The organism is Streptomyces sp. NPDC058812 (assembly GCF_042744565.1).
Lineage (GTDB): Bacteria > Actinomycetota > Actinomycetes > Streptomycetales > Streptomycetaceae > Streptomyces > Streptomyces thinghirensis.
In genome coordinates this window covers 1-4,233 of record NZ_JBHYOB010000054.1, presented here as the reverse complement: position 1 = coordinate 4,233, position 4,233 = coordinate 1, and the positions used below count along the sequence as shown (strand labels likewise).

3 protein-coding genes and 1 pseudogene are annotated in these 4,233 nt (G+C 68.0%); 1 reads left to right on the top strand and 3 read right to left on the bottom strand.

The genetic code is table 11. The features are described 5' to 3' along the window. From ACFW48_RS38405 to ACFW48_RS38395, 3 genes are all read right to left on the bottom strand, one after another. A partial coding sequence (locus ACFW48_RS38405; protein WP_386323275.1) for a hypothetical protein occupies positions 1-399 on the bottom strand: 399 nt, incomplete at its 3' end. Positions 400-487: 88 nt separating this feature from the next. Further along, entirely contained in the window at positions 488-1,339 is an 852-nt protein-coding gene (locus tag ACFW48_RS38400) for a nucleotidyl transferase AbiEii/AbiGii toxin family protein (protein ID WP_386323273.1), read from the bottom strand. Positions 1,340-1,470: 131 nt separating this feature from the next. Then, the gene (locus ACFW48_RS38395; protein WP_386323271.1) at positions 1,471-2,706 is read right to left on the bottom strand and encodes a type IV toxin-antitoxin system AbiEi family antitoxin domain-containing protein; all 1,236 of its coding nucleotides are present in this window, start codon (positions 2,704-2,706) and stop codon (positions 1,471-1,473) included. A 751-nt stretch (positions 2,707-3,457) separates the two neighbouring features. Here ACFW48_RS38395 and ACFW48_RS38390 point away from each other — a divergent pair. Then, positions 3,458-4,233, top strand: a pseudogene (locus tag ACFW48_RS38390) (transposase); the annotation flags it as partial.

Here is a 4,233-nt window from a genome sequence, read left to right as displayed (position 1 = left end):
GACCTCGTCAGGGTCCGGGTCAAGCAACTCCACGAGACGCTCTGCTCCGTGCTTCTGGCTGAGCGCATGCGCCAAGTCGACGAGGAGCTTCAGATCCCCGGCGTCATCGACCCCTCGCGCCACGGCCATCAGGTGGCGCAGCCGCTCGGGAACCGTGTCATCCGGCTTCACCCCACACCACTGCTCTGCGACCATCTCCGCCACCCTGCGCTCCGGAACTTCCAGTGCCTTAGCCATGCGCGGGTACAGACCTGGCTCCGGGGGGATCTTGATCTCGTTCCAGCGCGCCTTGTTCCACCAGGTCACGGACGGTTTGAGGCCACAATCGACCGCCATCTCTTGGTAGGTCTTTCCCGCTCTGTTGAGGTGGGCCACCCACTCGCTGAATACGTTCGCCATGGCGAGAGCATCAACTCATAGATACGATCCGTCAACTGTCGTTTATGACACCTGCGAAAGCGGTCAAGATCCAGTGGCACGGGACAAGTCAGCCGCGGATCCACTCCGCCTTGTCCGGGTGCCAGGTACCGGCGAAGACGCTGCCCAGGAGCGGGGTGACGAAGGTGTGGGCGGCCTCGGCCGCCTCGTCCCAGGTCCTGCAGCCGGTCAGGCCGGCCACGTCCGTGGCCGCCCTGGCGTAGCCGGCGCGCCATGTCTGAGCGGGCATCTGGAATGCGGACGGCAGGTGCAGTTCGGTGGCGGTGGCGCGTGCAGTGCGGTGGGCGGCCTCGGAGTGCAGGGCATGGTGGGCTTCCGCCGCGGCGATGGTTTCGTTCTGGCTGATGAGGAGGATGTCGGCGAGGTCGCGGAAGCGGCTGGAGGGGGCACTGCCTCGCCACTCGTACATGGCGCAGATTTTGTCCGCGAGGTGGTCGACGACGGGGTAGAGGCGGATTTGCGGCCAGTCGGTCGGCCAGGGCAGGTCGGGGCGGGGCATGAGCTGGAAGTCCGCGGGGTTGGCGGTGACGTTCTTGCCGGTGACCAGGTCTACGTGGACGGTGTCGACTTTGCGGGGCCCGATGTAGACGTCAAAGCCCTGGTTGATGCCGTCGCCGTTGGTACCTTGGAGCTTCATCAGCTGGGCCACGAACCGCAGGTGGTCGCCGAGGTCGACGGCGGCGCCGGCCAGGAGTGCGTCCAGCGCTTCCTGGGTCGTCCCGTGCAGGCGCTGGAGGTCGATGTCCTTGCTGAGGCGGGCGAAGGACGGGTAGCGGACGAGGAGTGCCTGACCGCCCTTCAGAAGCCAGCCGTTGGGCTCGGCGGTGAAGACGCGGGCGGTCAGCCGCTGGAAGAAGAAGCCGCGCATCACCGCCTGGACGGTTCCGCCGTCCTGCTTCACGACCTGTTTGGCGTGGTCCTTCAGAGCCTTCTCGAAGCTGGCAGGCGTGGCGTAGGTCTTGCCGTTGGTGCTGATCGCGACTCCCCCGGTTCTGGCGTCAGGCGTCCCAGGGTATCGGCGGGAGCTGGCGCTCAGTCGGTCCCGTCGGCGGGCTCGATGTCCTGAGCATCCCCGTCACCCGATTCGAGCCTGGGGAGGTTGGCGACGGGCCGGGCAAGGCCGAGCTCCTCGAGTTGCTCTGTCAGCTCCGCGATCCTCTCGCGGGCGAGCTGGCCCGGGCCCTCGGTAATCTCCTGCGCAAGCCGCTCTGCCAGTGCCGCCGTCTCCGGCAGGATCGCCAGGTGGGCCCTACTGTTCATCAGCTCAGCGATCCTGGCAGCGATGCGCTGCGTGGGGCTTTCGGCAGTCATCTGCGCGATCCACCGGTCCCAGACGCTGTTCTCCACGGCCCCGAGAGACTCGAAGGACCGGACTGCCGCGAGGTACGCCTCTGCTGGCGTCTGGCGGCCTAGCTGTTCCAGCAGCCTTCGCGTCGCCTCCTCACCGGCGCGAGTAGCGGGCAGATCGCGAATGATGGAGTGGCGGATACCTGCACCACCAGCACGCAGCGCAGCCGCCACGCCCGGAGACACCGTCCCATGGGCGATCACGGCCTCGTGGATCGCGGAATTGATCGCGGCACGCGCTCCCGCTGTGGTGAGCTGCTCATCCCTCAGCGTGAAGCCGGCCTGGTCGGCGAGGGAGTTGAGCAGGTCTGACCCGGATGCGTTCTTGGGGAGGCCGTAGGCGCGCGCATGGGCCTGGACCCGGTCCGCCAGGACGCGGGTGTCGGTCAGGCCCCGTTGGTCGGCGTCGGCAAGGACACGGCCGATGTGGCCGCCGTCGGCGCGGGCGCGCAGGAGGTCGCAGATGGTGCGGTCCACGGTAGTCGTCGGCAGGCCGTCCACGACGGTGACATCGTCGGCGTCGATCACGGCTCTGTGGAAGGTGACGCCGGGCTCGCGGGTGGTCCTCCGTCTGGGCACGGAGATCTCGACAGTGTCGGCGGGGATGTCGCCGATGTCGTAGAGCCGGCAGGCGGACGCGTGCGAGACGACAGCGGCCTGCTCTCCGCTGAGCGCGCGTTCCCAAGCCGGGACGCCCGGGTCCAGGCGGAGCCAGGCCGCCTTGATGTCGAGGTGGGAGGCCGGTGTCCCGCCGGCCACCTGGTAGACGCCGTGGACTGCGCGCTGGAGGAGGCCGGCATCGATCAGGCGGGTGAGGTCAACGCGGGAGAGCCCGGCGGCCTGCGCCTGCCGGGCAGTCACCAGCCCCCATTGATCTACGGCGATTACGCCGAGCTGCCTGATCGCTTCACTCCTGTCCATGCAGCAATAGTAACGGCGAGACCCTCATGTCGCAGCGTTTGTTACGTCTAGGGTGTAACAAACGCTGTGCCACTTGCTGATCCACTGATACTTTCGCTCCCGCAGGCGCCGCTCATGCCTATTACGTCAGCCGCCATCCACCGCCTATGCGTTTTCAGGGACGTCCTGGAGCGTGAGCCGCACGCCAGCAACCGCGCCACAGGGCCGACGCGACGGTGGGTACGCCAGCCTGATCAGGGTGCGGCACCCCGGCCAGCACGACCACCGCTCCGCACCACCAGTAGCAGCAGCCTGCATAACACCCTGTTTGTCGAACTCCTCGGCTCGGCGGCGAGACCGACGGCGGTCCTCCCCCCGCACATCAGCTGGCCGACGACAACGGGTCAGGCACTGCAGCAGTGCGCCCCCGGGCCGACTCGGCGCTGAGCAACGAGATGGTTCGCCATCGAGCCATCGAGCCACCGAGCCATCGACGGACATGGTGTACACATTGCGACCGTGGATGGCATCCTGGGGTCCTAGTGCCTACCCACTAACCTCGAGCGGCCGAAGTGCGGCCGAAGCTCACGACACAAACTCCTCCCAGCCACAGTGAAGCTCGGGAGGGACACGGAAGCCCCCGCTACTCCGGTATGGGACGCAGCGAGGGCCACCGTGGGAGCAGGATCGCTCTAGGTCCTGTCTGGAGTTCGGATCAGGAGTTCAGTAGATCGCCTGCGCGCGGAGGCTCGGTCTTGATAGACCGTCAGTCATGGCGCGAGGCGATCTCACCGACGAGCAGTGGGCCCTGATCGAGCCCCATCTGCCGATTGCCGCGGTTGGGCCCATCCCTGACCTGCGGAAACACTTCAACGCGGTGATGTGGCGGTTCCGGACCGGTAGCCCCTGGCGTGACCTTCCGGGCGAGTTCGGGCCCTGGCAGAGCGCGTACGACCGCTTCCAGATCTGGGCGACGCAGGGCGTCTTCCAGCACCTCATGCAGGCAGTGATCGCCGAGGCCGCCACCCGCGGCCAGGCCGACTTGGGCCTGGTCAGCGTGGACTCGGCGACCGCCCGGGCCCACCATCACGCCGCCGGAATGGCCTTGGACCCCGAGCAGTTGGCGGCCTTGGAGATGGTCGTCGAGGTCGAAAAGGGGGCGAGGCGACTGGGCAAAGGCCGCAGGACGGACAGGTCGAGGATGAGGCGCGCATCCAGCGGCGACGGGCCCGTCGGCGACACAGGGCCCGCTTGAAAGCCGCCGAGCTGGGGCGTTCCCGAGGCGGGCTGACCAGCAAGATCCATGTGGCAGCCGACCGGCGCTGCCGCCCGCTTGCGTTCGTCCTCACGCCCGGGCAGGCCGGCGACAGCCCGCAGTTCGCCCCGGTCCTGGAGCGGGTCAAGGTACGCGGCCCGATCGGGCGTCCGCGGACCCGGCCGGACGCGGTGGCCGCGGACAAGGCGTACTCGTCCCGGCGCAACCGCCGCTACCTGCGACGACGCGGTATCCGAGCGGTGATCCCGGAGAAGGTCGACCAGGCCGCGAAC

Bases quoted from the DNA above. Each gene is read 5' to 3' on its own strand.
- ACFW48_RS38395 (WP_386323271.1), bottom strand. From the start codon at position 2,706: ATGGACAGGAGTGAAGCGATCAGGCAGCTCGGCGTAATCGCCGTAGAT.